This window comes from Aeromonas sp. 19NY04SH05-1 (genome assembly GCF_040581895.1).
Lineage (GTDB): Bacteria > Pseudomonadota > Gammaproteobacteria > Enterobacterales > Aeromonadaceae > Aeromonas > Aeromonas enteropelogenes.
In genome coordinates this window covers 448,712-466,541 of record NZ_CP095328.1, presented here as the reverse complement: position 1 = coordinate 466,541, position 17,830 = coordinate 448,712, and the positions used below count along the sequence as shown (strand labels likewise).

Below are 17,830 nucleotides of genomic sequence, written 5' to 3'. Positions count from 1 at the left end.
CGGGTTTGCCCCCGAGTTGGGCGACAAGGCTGCCGCCGGTGGCGGCGGCATTCACTGCATCACCCTCCACCAGCCCGCCTGACCCTCCCCTACCGACCGATAACCCGGGGCGTTGCGACACCACGGGTTATATCACCATGCCCATTTTTGTTAACCACGAGCCCCATGATTCGCCTCGGCTCTGCATCTTGACCAGAGATGCCATATGTCGTGTCACCTCGATCACATTCCCGAGTTATTCAAGAGGCTGAGACGGGATGGTACTTCCCATTGCCTCCCCAGAAGTGTATTTTTGCTCAGTAGCGAAAAGCAGAGCCAAAGGGAAACTTTGAACGAATACGTTCAGCACCAGAGGCAGGTCGGCAATGCTGTCATTTAAAATGAATCTTTCAGCTGTGAGCAGGGCGAACCTAAGTTATATGGAAAGTTCTATTAATGAATTACTATCGCCGTCCACACAATCACTTTTATGCCTTTCTCTCATTTTAATAATAGGCGCAATATGGTTACGAAAGAAAATGCACATAAGTGGCTAGAATATCGAAATCTAGGAATCGAACCTACACGCTACAAAAGTCGAACCGTTGTATATTCAAACCACTCGATCGAACAAGAACTAAATTTTCAATTCGAAACATATGAGGTGAAATTAACACCTTATTCTCATCAGGGAATCCCACGTGACCTTAGTATGAGGCATGACCCTGCATTTGTATGTGAAGTTATTGTTGGTTCCTCTCAGCATCAAGGGGGCGGAAATTTCGACATAGAAAACATACTAAATGAAATTTTTACTTGGCTAGAGTTTGATTTTGATATTGGTCTTTCCTATGAAGCATGGGAGGAATACGAAGGCTCTTGGTTACCAAGTATCGGTGGCGCGTGCTCTTTATATATTCAAACGAGCTATCAGGCCGTCCCTAAAAGGGAATTTGAGGTGTTTTTAAAGAAATATGAAACAGCAAAGTCATTAAATTCCAAGAAAGCAAAGAAGATTGTAAATATACGCAAGTATTTACAAGAAGGGCTGAAGCTGAAGGATATTTCTGAAAATTATAGCTTTATGTCTTTTTATAAGGTAGTGGAGATTGTAGCTGATGACCTAGCATCAACTCAATACTGTGAAACTAGTAGTTCAGTTGTAAAGGAAATGGTTAGCTTCAAGCTATTAAGTCGGGGGAGCCAAAGAGCTAAAATATACTATTTGCTGTCAGCTTTAAATAATGAATTTGAAAAAATGAAATGATATATCTTGCTGATATACGAAATGAATTGGCGCATAATGATCATCTGGTATCGCACGACAAATTGAGGATGTGTCAAAAGCTAGCGTATTGGGCAGCTGAAAACTACGTGTCCATATTGGCATCTAACGCATAACAAAACATTTAAGCCCGTAGGTTCGATTAGCCGTCAGGCGTAATCGGACGTTCGCGAAAATCGATTCTCCCGCTATAACGGCTACCCACATTTACTCTCGGTCAGATGCCGCTGATTCACGGAAACACCGGGGCAACGGCATCTCGATCATCCGATTACGCTTCGCTAATCGAACCTGCATGGGACGGTAATAAACAAAATAGCCGCCCATTGGGCGGCTCTATGCATCAGCTATTTATGTTGAACCTTCACTCGGCCTTGGGCTGTGCAGCGACGGCGGTCGCCTCTGGCAGGTGATCTCCTTCCTTGATCCAGGCATCCAGCAGGGTGTAACCCACCGCCAACACCACGGGGCCGATAAAGAGACCGATGATCCCCATGGTCAGCAAGCCGCCGATAACCCCCACCAGAATGAGGATGAGGGGCAGGTCGGCACCGCGCTTGATAAGGAAGGGGCGCAGGAAGTTGTCCATGGTCCCGGCGATCAGCGACCACACCAGCAGGAAGGTGCCCCAGGTGGTATCACCGCTCCAGTAGAGATAGCCGATACAGGCCAAGAGTACGGGGAAGGGGCCGATCTGGGCAACGATCAGGATGAACATCACCACCACCAGCACCATGGTGTAGGGAATGCCGGCGATCCACAGACCCAGCCCTGCCACCGAGGATTGTACGATGGCGGTCACCACCACCCCCATGGCCACGGCGCGGATCGCCTGGGAGGCGAGCACGGTGGCATTGTCGCCGCGCTCCCCCGCCAGACGATGGGCAAAGCGGCGGATGCCGGTCGCGACCATTTCCCCCGAGTGATAGAGCACACCGCAGATCCCCACGGTCAGCAGGAAGTGGACAAACAACAGGCCCAGATTGCCAGCCTGGGAGGCGAGCCAGCGAGCGGTCTGGCCAAAATAGGGGGCCAGCTTGGCAAACAGCACCTGACCACCGCTGGCCAGGATCTGCTGCCAGAAGTCATAGAGTTTGGCGCCCACCAGCGGGATCTGTTGCAGCCAGAGCAACTCGGGTGGCGGCGAGTGGCTGATACTGGTGCCCAGCTCGATCAGCATGGGCGCCTTCTCCGCCACGTTCGCCAGGGTCATAAACAACGGAATGACGAACATCAGCAACAATCCCAGCGTCATGGTCAGCGCCGCCAGCGTGCGCTTGCCCCACAGCAGGCGCTGCACCATCAGCATCAGCGGCCAGGTCGCGATGGTGATCATGGTGGCCCACACCAGCGCGGGCAGAAAGGGGCGCAGCACCATGAAACAGGAGATGATGAGGATGCTGATAAACAGCACCCCCAGGGTTATCTTGGCCAGATCCACTTTTTTCATATTCATAGCGTTCCCTTATCGGGGCCCATTCCCCGGGGTAGAGAGTCAGTATTCAGGAGAGACAGTATCCACCAGAGACCGGCGCTCAACCAGAGCCCCAGTCCGAAAAAGAGCGACAGCTGGCCGAGCAGGATCCCCAGCGAACTGCTGGTAAGCAGCGGCAGGGCCCACAGGCCGGTTCCCAAAAGCGCGCCACCTGCCAGCGTGACGACACCGATCAGCACGGGAGGATGGCCACCTCGCGCCAGCGAAGCGGTTCCCCCCAGCCAAAGCCCGAGGGCAACCACGCCAATCCCGGCCAAATGAGTCGACTGGGCCCAACCAGCGCTGACCAAAGCAAACGTGATCAGCACCAGCCAGCCAGTGGCTCGGGCGTCATAGCGCCAGGCGCTTCGCATCGCCAGCACCAGGGCGCCAAGCAGCAGCCCGACTGCCACGTCCGAGATAAAGTGCACACCGAGCCAGACTCGCGCCAACCCGGTAGCAAGAGCGAGTACCAACGCCAGCAGGGTGGCACGCCAGCGGTGCGCCGGCCACAACCAGCCGAGCAGCGCCCCCCAGAACACCATGGCCGAGGCGGTGTGGCCGCTCGGCATGCCGAATCCCTGGGCACTGCTGGCCGCAAGCTCCGGCAACAAATGGAAGGGACGTGGCCAGCCAATGCTCTCCTTGCCCACCTGCACCAGTAGACCGAGCCAGAGCATGACAAACAGCAGTTGGCGCAACCGTGGCCAGCCCAGCAGAGGCAGCAGCAAAGGTATCAGGGCCAGCTGAAAGCCTCCTGAACCAAACAGGTTGCTGACCGAGAGCCACCATACATCAGGCCCCAGCCACTGCTGCAACCGCACCATCAGGGGGATCTCGGCCCGGTGCAAGCTACTTCCCTGCGCCACGAAGTCCGCTTGCCAGCTCACCTCGCTCTCGGGCACCTCGTCCAGCCGCCCCTGCAACCAGTCGAGCTGATCCGGAAAGCGGCGCTCTGCGGCGGGCAGCTTATCGATGGCAATCAGACGGGCGTTGAGGATCTCTCCACCCAGATTGGGGGCCCGCAGGAGGGAGACAAATCCCGAGCCTTGCTGCGCCACTATCGGCGCCAGGGTGCGGCAGGCGAAGATCTCCGCCCGCTGCCAGCGCCCCAGCGATTTAATCACCTCGCCCGAGAGTCCGGTCTCTTCATAAAGCTCTCGCAGCGCCGCCCGGGCCGGTGTTTCCCCTTCGTCGATATAACCGCCACTGAGGCTATAGCGGGAAGAGATGCGATCCTGCACCAGCAAGACGTCACCCTGGTGCCGAATCGCACAAACGGCAGCACTTGGCGCCGTTTGCGGCGGCAATTCGGCCCCCTGAACCGGCAGGCCGGCCCCCAGGGCAATCAACAGTAACAACAGGATTTTCAACATGATCCGTCACTCAGACAAGCTGGGTGACAAGCCTCCCAGAAATCCGTCAAACGGGCAATGCTATCGCACCGGTCGCCCCTTGCCAGCCCGGGCTTGCCCCCCACTCCTGCGCCGCCACGATTGCGGTCAGAGGAGTGACTCCCTACTATTGAGGGCTAACCTCAATGTCACACAGCAAATGCTGGAGCCCTTAATGAGACAGTTCGGCTTTTTCCTTGGCATCTCCCTCGGTGTCATCCTGATCCTGTTTGGCAGCATCGTCATCTTCCAGGCCCTGCCCGCCGCCCTCGACGTACTGGAGATGCCGAGCCGCATCCCCTTCGTGCGCGAGGTTTACACCTGGCTGATGAGCAGCGCCAGCGGCCTGACCGCCAATCTGGAACAGAACTTCCTGGAGGCGTTCCAGACAGTGCTCAAGCTGATCCTGCTGATCGCTTTCATGTGGGTCTGCGTCAAGCTGGTCAACATGGGGGTGCTGATCATCCGCGCCGGGGTGGATCTCATCCGTACCGCCATCGAACACAGCGAAAAAGAGCAGGGCAACAAGCCGGAGCAACAGGATCGTTTCTGATCCCGGCCCCGCCGCCCCTCGATGCCGCCCCACCAGGCGGCATTTTTATGCCTTCGACACCGTGTTGCGCCAAGCCCTGACGTTTATCCAGTCTGGCAATATTTCTCCTTTCCAATCAGCAGGCTGCCAACATGATGGTGACACGGATGCCCACCGATGCCGGCTCCCCTGTCGCCCGGTTTCTATCCCGGCCATCGCCTCTGGTATAATCGACAGCCTCTTTTCCCCGTTATGGAGCCCGTTCATGTCCAAACATGCAGAAAGCACCCTCGAGGTTCGTCTCGACAAGTGGTTGTGGGCGGCCCGCTTCTACAAGACCCGCTCGCTGGCGCGGGATCAGATTGACGGGGGCAAGGTGCACTACAATGGCCAGCGCAGCAAACCGGGCAAACATGTGGAAGTAGGGGCACTAATCCGCTTCTGGCAGGGCCAGGATGAACGGGAAGTGCGGGTGCTGGCCCTCAGCGAGCAGCGCAAGTCGGCACCGCTGGCCCAGCAACTCTATGAAGAGACGGCTGACAGCCTGAAGAAACGGGCCGAGAACAGCGAAGCCCGCCGTTTCAACAGCCAGTTTGCCCCGAGCCCGGAGCGTCGCCCCGACAAACAGGAGCGGCGCCAGTTGCTCAAGGTCAAGCAATACTGACCCGACCCATTTAACGACGGGCTGGCCACCGCGAGGCAGGAGCCAACCCGACCGATTTACCTCACCGAACAACCCAGGAATACATGATGAGCAACCAAGATCTGCTGTATCGCTATCTGTTTGAAGAGTACGAAGTACGTGGCGAGCTGGTCCAGCTGGATCACACCTATCGCCATGTGGTGGAAGCCCAGAACTACCCGGTGCAGGTACAAAAGCTGCTGGGTGAACTGCTGGTGGCCACCAGCCTGCTGACCGCCACCCTCAAGTTCGAAGGCTCCATCACGGTGCAGCTGCAGGGGGATGGCCCGGTCCGTCTGGCCGTCATCAACGGCGACAACAACCAGCAGTTGCGTGGCGTGGCCCGCTACGAGGGCGAGCTGCCGAACGACGACAAGCTGCAGAGCCTGATCGGCAACGGCCAGCTGGTCATCACCATCACCCCGGAGCAGGGCGAGCGCTATCAGGGCATCATTGCGCTGGACGCCGACACCCTGGCCGGTTGCCTGGAGCACTACTTCGCCCAATCCGAACAGCTGGCGACCAAGCTGTGGATCCGCACCGGTTACCATGAAGGTGCCCCGCGCGCGGCCGGCATCATGCTGCAGGAGCTGCCCGCCCAGAGCGAGGATCACAGCAATGACTTTGACCACCTGACCCAGCTCACCAGCACCATCAAGGATGAAGAGCTGTTCGGTCTGGAAGCGGAAGAGATCCTCTACCGCCTCTACCACCAGGACAAGGTGCGGGTATTCGATCCGCAGGCGGTCGAGTTCCGCTGCACCTGCTCCCGCGAGCGTTGCGAAGGGGCCCTGCTGCAGATCGAGAAGGAAGAGGTGATGGATATGGTGCAGGAGCTCGGCAAGATCGACATGCACTGTGATTACTGCGGCGCCCAGTACCAATTTAATGGGATCGACGTCGAAACCCTGTTCAGCAGGGCTCCCGGCAATGATGCAAACAAGTTACACTAATTAAAGGCGGGCAAAACCCGCCTTTAACTTTAATAACAAAAAAATACCCTATTTTATAAAGTTTGATGGCGATCGCTAAACTCTACCACCTAAGTGATAGGATGGACGCCAGATAGAACCCTACAACCTCTGACCCCAGGAGAATACAATGACAATCGTGGCAGAACCCACCCTGGCCCAACAATTAGGTCTGGACCAGTACGGCATCAAAAACAGCCAGGAAATTGTACGCAACCCCTCTTACGAGCAGCTGTTCGAGGAAGAGACTCGCCCCGACCTGGAAGGATTCGAGCGCGGCGTAGTGACCGAGCTGGGCGCCGTCAACGTCAACACCGGTATCTTCACCGGCCGCTCCCCGAAAGATAAATATATCGTCAAAGACGCAACTACCCAGGATACTGTGTGGTGGTCTGACCAAGGCAAGAACGATAACAAGGCCATCACCCCGGAAGTGTGGTCACATCTGAAATCCCTGGTAACCAAGCAGCTCTCCGGCAAGCGCCTGTTCGTGGTCGACGGCTTCTGCGGCGCCAACCCGGACACCCGCCTGGCCGTACGCATCATCACCGAGGTGGCCTGGCAGGCGCACTTCGTGAAGAACATGTTCATCCGCCCGAGCGAAGAAGAACTCAAGACCTTCAAGCCGGACTTCGTGGTGATGAACGGTGCCAAGTGCACCAACCCGAACTGGAAAGAACAGGGCCTCAACTCCGAGAACTTCGTCGCCTTCAACATGACCGAGAAGATGCAGCTCATCGGCGGCACCTGGTACGGTGGCGAGATGAAGAAGGGCATGTTCTCCATGATGAACTACTTCCTGCCCCTGCGCGGCATCGCCTCCATGCACTGCTCCGCCAACGTGGGTCAGAACGGCGACGTGGCCATCTTCTTCGGCCTCTCCGGCACCGGCAAGACCACCCTCTCCACCGATCCCAAGCGCCAGCTGATCGGTGACGACGAGCACGGCTGGGACGACCACGGCGTGTTCAACTTCGAAGGGGGCTGCTACGCCAAGACCATCAAGCTCTCCGAAGAGGCCGAGCCGGACATCTACCACGCCATCCGCCGCGATGCGCTGCTGGAGAACGTGACCGTGGCTGCCGACGGCACCATCGACTTCGACGATGGCTCCCGTACCGAGAACACCCGTGTCTCCTACCCCATCTACCACATCGAAAACATCGTCAAGCCGGTCTCCAAGGCGGGTCATGCCACCAAGGTGATCTTCCTGACCGCCGACGCCTTCGGTGTGCTGCCGCCGGTCGCCAAGCTGACCAAGGAGCAGACCAAGTACCACTTCCTGTCAGGCTTCACCGCCAAGCTGGCCGGTACCGAGCGCGGCATCACCGAGCCGACTCCGACCTTCTCCTCCTGCTTTGGCGCGGCCTTCCTCTCCCTGCACCCGACCAAGTACGGCCAGGAGCTGGTGAAGCGGATGGAAGCGGCGGGCGCCGAGGCCTACCTGGTCAACACCGGCTGGAACGGCACCGGCAAGCGCATCTCCATCAAGGACACCCGCGCCATCATCGACGCCATCCTGGATGGCTCCATCGAGAAGGCGCCGACCAAGGTACTGCCGATCTTCAACCTGGAAGTGCCGACCGAGCTGCACGACGTGAACCCGGCGATCCTCGACCCGCGCGACACTTACGCCGACAAGGCCGAGTGGGATGCCAAGGCGCAGGATCTGGCCCAGCGCTTTATCAAGAACTTCGAGCGCTTCACCGACAACGACGAGGGCAAGCGCCTGGTGGCGGCAGGTCCGCAGCTGTAATAACTCCTCGCGACGAGTGAATCATGCCGGTCAGCCTTGCTGACCGGCATTTTTGTTTTTTACACAGGCTCCGAACGCTGCTGGCATTGGGCTGGACGCCCGTAAACCTTGCCTTGCTCGCCCCAACGGGGTAGATTCAGCCAAACTTTATACAATATACAATTTCGTAACGCGCTATCGTGACCCTGCCATGACCCCACCCTACAAGACCCGAACCCAGATGGTGATGGAAAACCTCCGTGGCCGGATCCTCCGTGGGGAAATTCCCGCCGGCGCCCCCTTGCGCCAGGATGCCATCGCCAAGGAGCTGGCGGTGAGCCGCATCCCGGTGCGGGAAGCCCTGATGCAGCTGGAGGCCCAGGGGCTGGTGAAGTTCGAAGCCCATCGCGGCGCCGTGGTCACCATGCTGGACGCCTCGGCCATCGAGGAACTGTTTTATTTGCGAGCGTTGCTGGAAGCCGATACCCTGTTTCATGCCGTCGACAAGATGACTGAAGCCACCTTCGCGCAAGCGGAGGCGATCCTCGCCCAGTTCGATCACGCCCTGGAGTCAGGCACCCAGATCGAACACTGGGCCGAGTTGAACCACAGCTTCCACGCCACCCTCTATCAGGCTGCCGGCCGCCTCCAGGCACTGGATCTCATCGCCCAGATCAACCTGAGCTGTGACCGTTATGTCCGCTTCGAGCTGCTGTTTGCCAGCGATGGCGTGGACAAGGCGGAGCGTGAACACGCCCAGCTGCTGGAGCTGTGCCGCGCCCGGCGCAAGCACGAGGCGGTGGTGCTGCTCAAGCAGCATATCGAGGCCGCAGGCCAGTCGATCAAGCGGATCCTGGACAGCAGCCACAACAACTGAACACTCATATAGCAACCATCTGGCATAACGATATGAATAATTTCGAGTTGATTGAAACCCGCGTCGCCCAAGTCAGGGCCGAGCTGGCCATGCAGGAGCTGGACGCCTTTATCATCCCCCACGATGATGAGCACCTGGGTGAGTACATCCCCGCCTACGCCGAGCGACTGGACTGGATCACGGGTTTCAACGGTTCCGCCGGCGTCGCCATCATCATGGCCCAGCGCGCCGCCCTGTTTGTCGATGGCCGCTATACGGTGCAGGCCCGCATGCAGACCCCTGCCGAGCTGTTCGAGTTTCTTCACCTGAATGACAACCCCCACGTACAGTGGCTGGCCGAACAGCTGCCGTCCGGCGCCCGGGTCGGTTTCGACGCCCGTCTGCACAGCCTGACCTGGTACAAGCAAGCCAAGGCGCTGCTGGCCGAGCGCGGCATCGAGCTGGTGCGCGTCGAGCAAAACCCCATCGACCTGCACTGGACCGATCGCCCCGCGCCGACCAAGAGCCCGGTCATTCTCTACAGCGAGGAGCTGGCCGGCCAATCCAGCCAGTCCAAGCGTGAGCTGCTGGCGGCGGATCTGCGCAAGCGCGGTCTGGATGCGGTGCTGCTGACCCAGGCCGAGCCCATCAACTGGTTGCTCAACCTGCGTGGCCGCGACATCGAGCGCCTGCCGGTGGTACTGGGTTTTGCGGTGCTGTACGCCAACACCACTGTGGATTTCTTCGTCGATACCGACAAGATTGACTGCTTCGCCTTCAGCCAGCACGTGGGTCAGGACGTCTCCGTCTACCCCATCGACAAGCTGGGTGATGTGCTGGTACGCATCGGAGAGGATCAGCAGAAGGTGCTGGCCGACCCGGACAGCGCCAACGCCTGGACCCAGCTGGTGATGGAAGAGGCGGGCGCCATCCTGGTCGCCGGTCAGGACCCCACCATGCTGCCGAAAGCCTGCAAGAACGAGGTGGAGCTGGCCGGCATGCGCGCCGCCCACCTGCGCGACGGCGTGGCCGTGACCCGCTTCCTCGCCTGGCTGGATCGGCAGATCGCCGCAGGCTCCTTCGAGGGCATGGACGAAGGCATCCTGGCCGACCAGCTGGAAGCCTTCCGCCGCGAGCAGGATCACTATATCGAGCCGAGCTTCGATACCATCTCGGCGCTGGGCCCCAACGCCGCCATGTGCCACTACCACCATGGCAACGGCACGCCGCGCCCCTTCGGTCAGGACAGCCTCTATCTGGTGGACTCCGGCGGTCAGTATCTGGACGGCACCACCGATATCACCCGCACCATCAAGGTGGGCGAGGTGACCGACGAACAGAAAGCCATGTTCACCCGGGTGCTGCAGGGCCACATCGCCCTGGATCAGGCCCGCTTCCCGCGCGGCACCGCCGGCATCCAGCTCGATGTGCTGGCCCGCATGCCGCTGTGGCAGGCCGGCTACAACTATGACCATGGTACCGGTCACGGGGTCGGCCACTTCCTCAGCGTGCACGAAGGTCCGCAGCGTATCTCTCCGAAAGGGAGCATGGTCCCCCTGCAACCGGGCATGGTGCTCTCCAACGAACCGGGTTACTACCGGGAAGATGCCTTTGGCATCCGCTGTGAGAATCTGGTGGTGGTGACCGAGCAGGAGCAGGTCGGCGAGCTGCCGATGCTGGGCTTCGAGCGCCTGACCTATGTGCCGTTCGATATCCGCCTCATCGATCGCAGCCTGCTGAGCCAGGACGAGTTCCGCTGGATCAACGAATACCATGCCGAGGTGTTCCGCCGCCTGAGCCCGCTGCTCGACGGGGACGATCTCGCCTGGCTTGAGCAGGCAACCAGCCTCATCTGATGACACAGGGCCCACGGGCCCTGTTTTTTTGCCCCCCCTTTTGACCTGTATCAACACCCTCGGCGGGCGGGTCAGGAAAATGGCGCTCATGAAAAGTCATCATGCCAGCCCAGCCGGGGGCTCACACGCTGCTACCCACAGCGAGACGAGTGACCACCCCAGACTGATGCGCGAGCAAAAGACGGTCAGCGCCATGATCCGCCTCTACTGCCAGCATCATCACCAGGATCCCCATTGCCAACGCTGCCACCAGCTCAGGGATTTTGCCTACCAAAGGCTCAATCGCTGTCGCTATGGCCACGATCACAAACCGACCTGTGCCAACTGCAGCATCCACTGTTACGCCTCCGCGATGCGCAAGCAGATCCTCCGGGTCATGAAATGGAGCGGCCCGCGCATGTTGTGGCATCACCCCTGGCTAACCCTGCGCCACCTGCTCGACCGCTTGCGCAAGGCCCCCAAACTGCCCCACAGTCGCCCGCTGCCGCCCTGAATGCCCCCTTGCATCGGGCAAGGGATGGCCAGTACCCTATGGCTCCTTTGTTGCCGTTGACCTCCCGCTCAACGGCGAATTGCTGCAACCATGGAGTCCTGATGCACCACACCCCGCCCGTTTTGCGCACCGCCACCCATGCCGACATGCACGGGATCTGGCAGATCGATGCTAAGGTCTTTGGCGAGGATCTCTATCCGGCCTTTTTCTTCCGCCAGGCCATGGATCTATGGCCGCAGCTGTTGCTGGTAGCTGAGCATGAAGGGCATCTGGTGGGCTATGTGCTGGGGGGATTTGGCCAGGATCGCGCACAAGGCTGGGTGCTGTCGCTGGCGGTGCTGCCAGAGGCTCGCGGATTCGGCCTGGCCGAGCGGATGATGCGCCAGATGGAGGTGAACCAGCGCGCCCTGAACGTCGACGAGCTGCGCCTCACCGTCGATCCCGCCAACCCGGCTCAGCGTCTCTACTACCGCCTCGGCTACCAGCTGATGGAGGAAGTCGCAGGCTACTTCGGCCCGGGAGAAGATCGCCTGGTGCTGGCGAAAAAACTCTCTGGTACAGGCTGGATTCAAGGACAAAGCCACCCTCAGGACACATAATTGGTTACATTTTGCCAATTTCATGTGCAACCGGGTTGGAGTAGAGTGCGACTCACCAACCAGATTGTTCAAATTGCGTGCAGTGCAGGAGAACCACCATGTTTAAACGTATGACCATCATTGCCATGCTTGCCGCCACCACCATCACTGGCTGCGCCAATAGCGATGTTTACTCCGGCGATGTCTACACCAAGGATCGCGCCAAACAGGTACAAACCGTCAGCTACGGCACCATCATCTCGACCCGCCCGGTCAAGATCCAGGCCGAAGAGAACGCCCTGCTCGGCACCATAGGTGGCGCCGTGGTCGGCGGCCTGCTGGGCAGCACCATTGGCGGCGGTACCGGCCGTGACCTGGCTGCAGCCGGGGGCGCCATCGCCGGTGCAGCCGCAGGCAAGGCCGCCGGAGACAAGTTCAACCAAGTTGATGGTGTCGAGCTCGAGATCAAGAAAGAGACCGGGGAATCCATCGTGGTGGTCCAGAAAGCCAGCCCGACCTTCGTCCCGGGCGCCCGGGTTCGCATGACCCAAGGCAACGGCACCATCAACGTCGCCGTGGTCAACTAAGCAGCTCGTCCTCTCTCGGTAACAATGAAAAACCGCCGGTCTCCCGGCGGTTTTTTTGTGCTCTGGCACGACCAGGATCACATGCTGTAGGCCTTCTCGCCGTGGGTGGTGACATCCAGCCCCTCCCGCTCGGCATCGTCCTTCACCCGCAATCCGATCACCATGTCGATCACCTTGTAGGCCACCGCAGCCACGACACCGGACCAGAGGATGGTGACCCCCACCCCGATGGCCTGAACCTTCACCTGGGCCAGGATGGAGTAGCCATCGGCCACCTGGTTGGAAACATAGTCCCACACCCCGGTACCGCCCAGATCCGGGCTGGCAAAGACACCGGTCAGCAAGGCGCCGAGAATACCGCACACCCCGTGCACCCCGAATACGTCCAGGCTGTCGTCAGCACCCAGCCAGCGCTTGAGACCGTGCACCCCCCACAGGCCGGCTACGCCGCTGATAAGGCCCATCACCAGACCGCCACCGACCCCGACGAAACCGGCCGCCGGCGTGATCACCACCAGACCGGAGACGGCACCGGAAGCGGCGCCCAGCAGGGAGGGGCGTCCCTTCATCACCCACTCGGCCAGAGTCCAGGAGAGGGCCGCACCCGCCGGGGCCACCCAGGTGTTCACGAAGGCCAGCGCCGCCGTGCCGTTGGCCTCCAGAGCCGACCCCGCGTTAAAACCGAACCAGCCAAACCAGAGCAGGGAGGCCCCGATCATGGTCATGGTGAGGCTGTGGGGAGTCATGGGATCGCGACCGTAACCCAGGCGTTTACCCACCAGATAGGCACCAACCAGACCGGCCACGGCGGCGTTGATGTGCACCACTGTGCCGCCGGCAAAGTCGAGGGCTCCATGCTGGAACAGATAACCCGCGGTGGCGTTGGCGGCATCAGCCGCGGCGGCGTCCGTGTAGGCATCGGGGCCCGCCCAGTACCACACCATGTGGGCCAGCGGGATATAGGCGAAGGTGAACCAGATCACCGAGAACAGCAGCACGGCGGAAAACTTGATGCGCTCGGCAAAGGCTCCCACGATCAGGCCGCAGGTGATGGCGGCAAATGCCCCCTGGAACACCACGTAGATAAATTCGCTGATGCCGACCCCCTTGCTGAAAGTGGCGGCGATCGAATCAGGCGTTACCCCCGCGAGCAGCACCTTGCTGAAGGAGCCGTAGAAGCTGCCTCCTTCGGTGAAGGCCAGCGAATAACCGTATATCACCCACAGCACGCAGATGAGGGCAAACAGAGTGAATACCTGCATCAATACGCTCAGCATGTTCTTGGCGCGAACCAGGCCGCCGTAGAAGAGCGCCAGACCGGGGATCGACATCAGGATCACCAGCGCTGCCGACAGCAGCATCCAGGTATTGTCCCCCTTGTTGATGGTGATAGTGGCCGCAGCCTGCACCTGAGCGACCTCTTCGGCCCAACTTGGGGTAACCAGCAAGGCAGACAGTATTGGCAAACCCGCCATCATCCATTTTTTGACCATAGAGTACTCTCCTTCCCTGTCGTGCCGGTCCATGACCGGCTCCGTTTCCTTGATTGAATCCGTGGCGGCCGCAGCACTGTTCACGGCTTGCCAAAATCACGCCCGTGCCCGGCACGGGGAGGGGTCTGCACAGGAGCGCCATCATGACTGCTGTCTCCGATGGCCGCAGACACCACCTGACAGATAAAAAGCATAAAGTGAGCCAAAAATTAAAATTCAGTAAAATCAAGTGATTAACTTATAACCAAGCACTTGACGCACCAAGTTGGCGCACGAGATGTGCCATCCAGCCCTCGACCGCCCCGTGACAGGGCAGGTCATGGCGGGCGCACCAGAACGGCGCAGCCAAATCAGGGGCGCCTCTTGACCACGCGCGAGCCAACATCGGGAAGAACCGTCATCACCAGGAATGATCTGGCTGCGATATGGCAGGAAAACGGGCGTGACCCACGAACAGGACAGATCTGGCTGGATATGAGCGCAAGCATTCGGGAACTGGCGGAAGGAAAGAGTGCAGCGAGAGCTCACTGACACCGGGCATAGGGTCAGGCTCATCCCTTGGCGAAGGGCATCCCTCCCCTGATCATCTGCGGATAAGAGACATTAGAGACATGGCTGGCACCAAGCGACCTAAGTCTCATCCTCCTGCTGTGCCAGCAACCCGGCGTTGGCAAGAGCAAAGTCATGCATCTGTTGCAACAGGGGCAGCAGAGCCGTGCCCAATTGTGTCAGGGCATACTCCACGCGGGGAGGCACGCTGGGATAGAGGGTCCGGCTGATGATACCGTCACTCTCCAGCTCCTTGAGCTGGGCGGTGAGCACCTTCTGGCTGACAGCGGGCAAACGGCGACGCAGATCGCCAAAACGCAGGGTCTGGCTTTGCAGATGAAACAGGATGGCCGGTTTCCATTTTCCGTTCAGCAGTCGCAACACCTCGTAGGCAGGACAGAGGGGCGGGTTCAAGGTGTACCTCGCTAATGGTTACTTCAGGGTAACTATGCCACGAAAATGTGCCTTCTTGCAGCCAAAATGCCGGCTTCCTATGATGCGACGAGTCGTATCATTCAACAGGAGAAGCCGTCATGCCCAGTTTGCTGCAAATCCATTTCACCTTTCCCGCCGAGCAGATGGGGCCGGCACTGACCGAGGCCGCCGTGCCGCTGGCCGAATCCATCACCCGCGAGCCCGGGTTTATCTCCAAGATATGGACGGAGAACCCGCGCACCGGCGAAGCGGGTGGCATCTATCTGTTCGAGGATGAGGCGAGCGCACGGCAATACGTGCAGATGCACGAACAGCGAGTGCTTGCCATGGGCGCCAGCGACGTGCAATACAAGCTGTTCGACGTCAACGAGCCCCTCAGCCGCATCACATTCGGCATCAAGTGATCCGCTCGCCCCGCCGCCCGATCGGGGCGGCGCTTCGCTATCTGCTCCCCCTATTCATCCGCTATTAACCTTGCCCCCGTATTCTGACGCGCAATCGGGTCATGGTGACCCTCAGCACTCATCAGAAGGACATCAGGCATGGTTGCTGCGCAACTCAAAGATCCACAAAGCACGCTCTCGGATACCCTGCGATCCACGGCACACGCCATCGACGAGAGCCACATCAGCCTGCGCCAGATGCTGACCCTGGTGGGAGAACAGGGCATGCTGCTGTTTTGCGTGCTGCTCACCGTGCCCTTTCTGCTGCCGGTCTCCATTCCGGGCGTCAGCACTCCGTTTGGTCTGCTGATCCTGTTTATCGGCATCGGCATCACTCTCAACCGGGTGCCCTGGTTGCCTGCTTTTCTGATGGAACGCCGCTTCGCTGCGGATCAGCTCAAGCCGACCCTGCACAAGGGGGCGGATCTGCTGGCCCGCATCGATCGCTTCATCCGCCCGCGCCTGCTGTTGCTGACGGGCAGCACCACCATCAACCGCTGCAATGGCCTGCTGATCATGCTGGCGGCCCTGCTGCTGATGCTGCCTCTGGGTGCCATCCCCTTCACCAACGCCATGCCGGCCTGGGCCATTTTACTGCTAAGCACCGGCATGCTGCAGCGCGATGGCCTGTTCGTCGCTGGCGGTTATTTGCTGGTCACGGCGACCCTGGTCTGGTTCAGCGCCCTGGCCATCGGTCTGCTGATGGCGGGACAGAACATCTCGACCCTGTTTGGCTGACAGCCAGAAATATGAAAAGGGCGGCCATAGGCCGCCCTTTTTGCATTGTGCCGGATCCGGTTCGTCAGAACAGATCGTAGATAAGGGCCGAGATGGCAAGCAGCCCCATCACCAGCACAAACAGGGTGCTCGCCCCGCGATAGCGCTTGAGCGCGGGCAAGCGATAGATGGAACAGGCAGGCAGCAGAAACAGTATCACGGCGATGAGCGGCCCGCTGATGCGCTCTATGATGTCGAGCACGTTGGGATTGAGGTAAGTGATGACCCCGGTCACGATGAACAGGATCAGGGAGGAAACCCGGGTAATGGTCGACTCCTTGAGGGAGAGCCCGAGCCCCTGGCAGGCGCCACTCACCATGCTCACCGTTCCTTCGCTCACCCCCATGGAGGTGCCGAGGAAGGATTTCGACATGGCCAGGATGGCGATAAGCGGCCCCACATAGGCTATCAACGGGTTGGAGAACTTGTTCGCCAGCGCCGACAACACGGAGATATTGTCGGTACGAGCCAGCGCCATCTCGGCCTGGCTCAGGCTCATCACGCAGCTCACGACAAAAAACATCACGCTGCCGCAGATCAGCAGGCTGCTGCACTTGATGATGCGTCTGCTGAGCTGGTCCGCATGCTGATGATCCCGCTTCTTCTGGGCGGCGCTGAATGAGGAGATGATGGGAGCGTGGCTGAAGGAGAACACCATCACAGGCACGATAAGCCAGAGGGATTTCCAGAAGGAGGGATCATGCCAATCCACCGCCTGGCTCTCGGTAAAATAGGAGAGGCTCCACTGGGGCAGCAGATAGAAGGAGAGGCCAAGCAGAAACGCCACCATGGGCAGGGCCAGCACGCTGATGGCCGATACCACTATATGCTTGCCCGCCAGCAGGATCAGGTGCAGACCCAGCATGACTCCGAGCACCAGCCAGCCACGAGGGAGAGCTGCACTCCCCAGCTGGTTCACCAGGAAACTCTGGATCGCATTGGTGATGGAGATGCTGTAGACCAGAATGATGGGGTAGAAGGCCATCAGGTAGACCAGCATCAGCAACTGGCCGGCTCTGGCGCCAAAGTGCTCCACCACCACATGGGTGATGTCTCCCTCCCGATGGGAACTGGAGAGCACAAACCGGCTCAGCGCCCGGTGAGAATAATAAGAAAGTGGAAACGCCAGTAATAAAATAAACAGCAAGATAACCGGGGAGTTACTGCCTACGGTAATCGGGAGAAATAAAGTGCCGGCACCCACAGCTGTGGCATATAGACCCATGGTCCATACCGAATCACTTTTCTCCCATTTCAACTTTGAAACAGTATTACTCTTTTCTGCAATAGCAAGACTCATTGCGATACATACCTTATTGTTCTGTCATCATTATTTTTATTGGCCAGAAATAACTGGCAAGCGATATTCAATAGAATATCGAATGCTTCGTACCATAATAAATCCACCGACATTCAATAATGCACGCCGGGGCAATACGAAAATGCCGTTTTACCATCATTGAAATCATCATCAAGGTCAAGGTTAATAATTCATGACCGTTTAAACCGAGATGTTTCAAAAAAACAATAAAATGTATCATTCCAGTCTTGTCAGGGCTGTGCGACAGCGTCCTGATAACATAATGGTAAAACCACGGCTTTTTTCTCAACAAGATTAATGAGAACTAGCCGACCTATTAATATTAACATGATGGCGTAAAAAACCTTCAATAAATAAAATGAGATTAATTCCACCTCAATGAAATAATAG

Annotated in this window: 17 protein-coding genes; 12 read left to right on the top strand and 5 right to left on the bottom strand. The window is 58.8% G+C overall.

Features of this window, described 5'->3' with window-relative positions; translation table 11 throughout:
• Positions 1–502: 502 nt before the first annotated feature.
• Positions 503–1,246 (top strand): hypothetical protein, encoded by a 744-nt coding sequence (locus MRK42_RS02220; protein ID WP_354688861.1) that lies wholly within the window; start codon positions 503–505, stop codon positions 1,244–1,246.
• Positions 1,247–1,628: 382 nt separating this feature from the next.
• On the opposite strand, the gene ydiK is transcribed toward MRK42_RS02220, so the two are convergent.
• Together ydiK and MRK42_RS02210 are read right to left on the bottom strand one after the other, a co-directional pair.
• A complete protein-coding gene (gene ydiK / locus MRK42_RS02215) occupies positions 1,629–2,720 on the bottom strand; it encodes an AI-2E family transporter YdiK (protein WP_268856277.1) in 1,092 nt (363 codons plus the stop codon).
• Positions 2,717–4,114: a phosphatase PAP2 family protein gene (locus MRK42_RS02210; RefSeq protein WP_354688860.1), complete on the bottom strand. Its 1,398-nt coding sequence runs from the start codon at positions 4,112–4,114 to the stop codon at positions 2,717–2,719. Before MRK42_RS02210 ends, ydiK begins: the two co-directional genes overlap by 4 nt.
• 193 nt (positions 4,115–4,307) lie before the next feature.
• Between MRK42_RS02210 and MRK42_RS02205 the strand changes: the two genes are divergently transcribed.
• The 9 genes from MRK42_RS02205 (at position 4,308) to MRK42_RS02165 (ending at position 12,422) form a co-directional block, all read left to right on the top strand.
• Positions 4,308–4,685 (top strand): hypothetical protein, encoded by a 378-nt coding sequence (locus MRK42_RS02205; RefSeq protein ID WP_042029063.1) that lies wholly within the window; start codon positions 4,308–4,310, stop codon positions 4,683–4,685.
• A gap of 244 nt (positions 4,686–4,929) precedes the next feature.
• Positions 4,930–5,328, top strand: coding sequence for a ribosome-associated heat shock protein Hsp15 (hslR, locus tag MRK42_RS02200; RefSeq protein WP_026455848.1), 399 nt, complete (start codon positions 4,930–4,932; stop codon positions 5,326–5,328).
• An 86-nt stretch (positions 5,329–5,414) separates the two neighbouring features.
• Positions 5,415–6,299: an Hsp33 family molecular chaperone HslO gene (gene hslO / locus MRK42_RS02195; protein WP_042029062.1), complete on the top strand. Its 885-nt coding sequence runs from the start codon at positions 5,415–5,417 to the stop codon at positions 6,297–6,299.
• Positions 6,300–6,447: 148 nt separating this feature from the next.
• Complete coding sequence (gene pckA / locus MRK42_RS02190; RefSeq protein ID WP_354688859.1) at positions 6,448–8,073, top strand: phosphoenolpyruvate carboxykinase (ATP); 1,626 nt, start codon at positions 6,448–6,450, stop codon at positions 8,071–8,073.
• Between the two features lie 190 nt (positions 8,074–8,263).
• Positions 8,264–8,929: a GntR family transcriptional regulator gene (locus tag MRK42_RS02185; RefSeq protein ID WP_354688858.1), complete on the top strand. Its 666-nt coding sequence runs from the start codon at positions 8,264–8,266 to the stop codon at positions 8,927–8,929.
• Positions 8,930–8,961: 32 nt separating this feature from the next.
• A complete protein-coding gene (locus tag MRK42_RS02180; protein ID WP_354688857.1) occupies positions 8,962–10,764 on the top strand; it encodes an aminopeptidase P family protein in 1,803 nt (600 codons plus the stop codon).
• Positions 10,765–10,852: 88 nt separating this feature from the next.
• Entirely contained in the window at positions 10,853–11,257 is a 405-nt protein-coding gene (locus tag MRK42_RS02175; protein ID WP_201982851.1) for a nitrous oxide-stimulated promoter family protein, read from the top strand.
• 101 nt (positions 11,258–11,358) lie between these two features.
• A complete protein-coding gene (locus MRK42_RS02170) occupies positions 11,359–11,856 on the top strand; it encodes an N-acetyltransferase (protein ID WP_042029059.1) in 498 nt (165 codons plus the stop codon).
• A gap of 98 nt (positions 11,857–11,954) precedes the next feature.
• Positions 11,955–12,422: a glycine zipper 2TM domain-containing protein gene (locus MRK42_RS02165; protein WP_026455841.1), complete on the top strand. Its 468-nt coding sequence runs from the start codon at positions 11,955–11,957 to the stop codon at positions 12,420–12,422.
• A gap of 77 nt (positions 12,423–12,499) precedes the next feature.
• Here MRK42_RS02165 and amt read toward each other — a convergent pair whose 3' ends face one another.
• Together amt and MRK42_RS02155 are read right to left on the bottom strand one after the other, a co-directional pair.
• Positions 12,500–13,915: an ammonium transporter gene (gene amt, locus MRK42_RS02160; protein WP_124239484.1), complete on the bottom strand. Its 1,416-nt coding sequence runs from the start codon at positions 13,913–13,915 to the stop codon at positions 12,500–12,502.
• Between the two features lie 630 nt (positions 13,916–14,545).
• Positions 14,546–14,878, bottom strand: a complete 333-nt coding sequence (locus MRK42_RS02155) for a helix-turn-helix domain-containing protein (RefSeq protein WP_354688856.1) — start codon at positions 14,876–14,878, stop codon at positions 14,546–14,548.
• A gap of 119 nt (positions 14,879–14,997) precedes the next feature.
• Between MRK42_RS02155 and MRK42_RS02150 the strand changes: the two genes are divergently transcribed.
• Together MRK42_RS02150 and MRK42_RS02145 are read left to right on the top strand one after the other, a co-directional pair.
• Entirely contained in the window at positions 14,998–15,303 is a 306-nt protein-coding gene (locus tag MRK42_RS02150) for a monooxygenase (protein ID WP_026455839.1), read from the top strand.
• Between the two features lie 138 nt (positions 15,304–15,441).
• On the top strand, positions 15,442–16,080 hold the full coding sequence (locus tag MRK42_RS02145) for an exopolysaccharide biosynthesis protein (RefSeq protein ID WP_026455838.1): 639 nt from the start codon (positions 15,442–15,444) through the stop codon (positions 16,078–16,080).
• A 64-nt stretch (positions 16,081–16,144) separates the two neighbouring features.
• Here the strand turns inward: MRK42_RS02145 and MRK42_RS02140 are convergent, their stop codons facing one another.
• Positions 16,145–17,200 (bottom strand): HAAAP family serine/threonine permease, encoded by a 1,056-nt coding sequence (locus MRK42_RS02140; RefSeq protein WP_354688855.1) that lies wholly within the window; start codon positions 17,198–17,200, stop codon positions 16,145–16,147.
• Positions 17,201–17,830: the final 630 nt, after the last annotated feature.